The following is a 504-nucleotide window of genomic DNA, read 5'->3' on the forward strand; positions in this document are numbered from 1 at the left end:
CCGGGATCATCTCGATCGTGGCGTTCAGCTTCATGGTGCACGAGCCCAGCGGGATCATCGCCCGGTCCAGCGCCAGGTCACGGTCGGCCAGACGGCGCATATAGCGGGTGATCTCAGCCTCGGCCCGGTTCTGGTGGAAGATCGGGTGGGTCAGATAGGCGCTTTCGCGCAGCGCATAATCCGGCAGGCGGTACTGCTTATTCGAGCTGTCATCCTTGCGGTCGATGCCAAAGGCGCCCCAGACGGCCTCGATGGTCTCAGGCCGGGTCTGTTCGTCGAGGCTGATGCCCACTTTGCTGTCGCCCACCTTGCGCAGGTTGACGCCACGTGCCACGGCGGCCTCCATCACCACGGTCTGCAGATGGCCGACCTCAACGGTGATGGTGTCGAAGAACACTTCGGGTTCGACCGAGAAGCCCGCCTCTTCCAGACCGGCGGCCAGGCGCGAGGTCTTGCGGTGCACCGATTGCGCGATGGCCTTGATGCCGTCGGGGCCGTGATAGA

The 504-nt window shown here is 64.5% G+C and carries 1 pseudogene; it reads right to left on the minus strand.

Annotated features, from left to right (window positions below):
* Window positions 1-504 (minus strand): annotated as a pseudogene (locus tag ACR0DO_RS19655) (glycine dehydrogenase (aminomethyl-transferring)); the annotation flags it as partial.

This window comes from Ruegeria sp. AM9 (assembly GCF_056540565.1).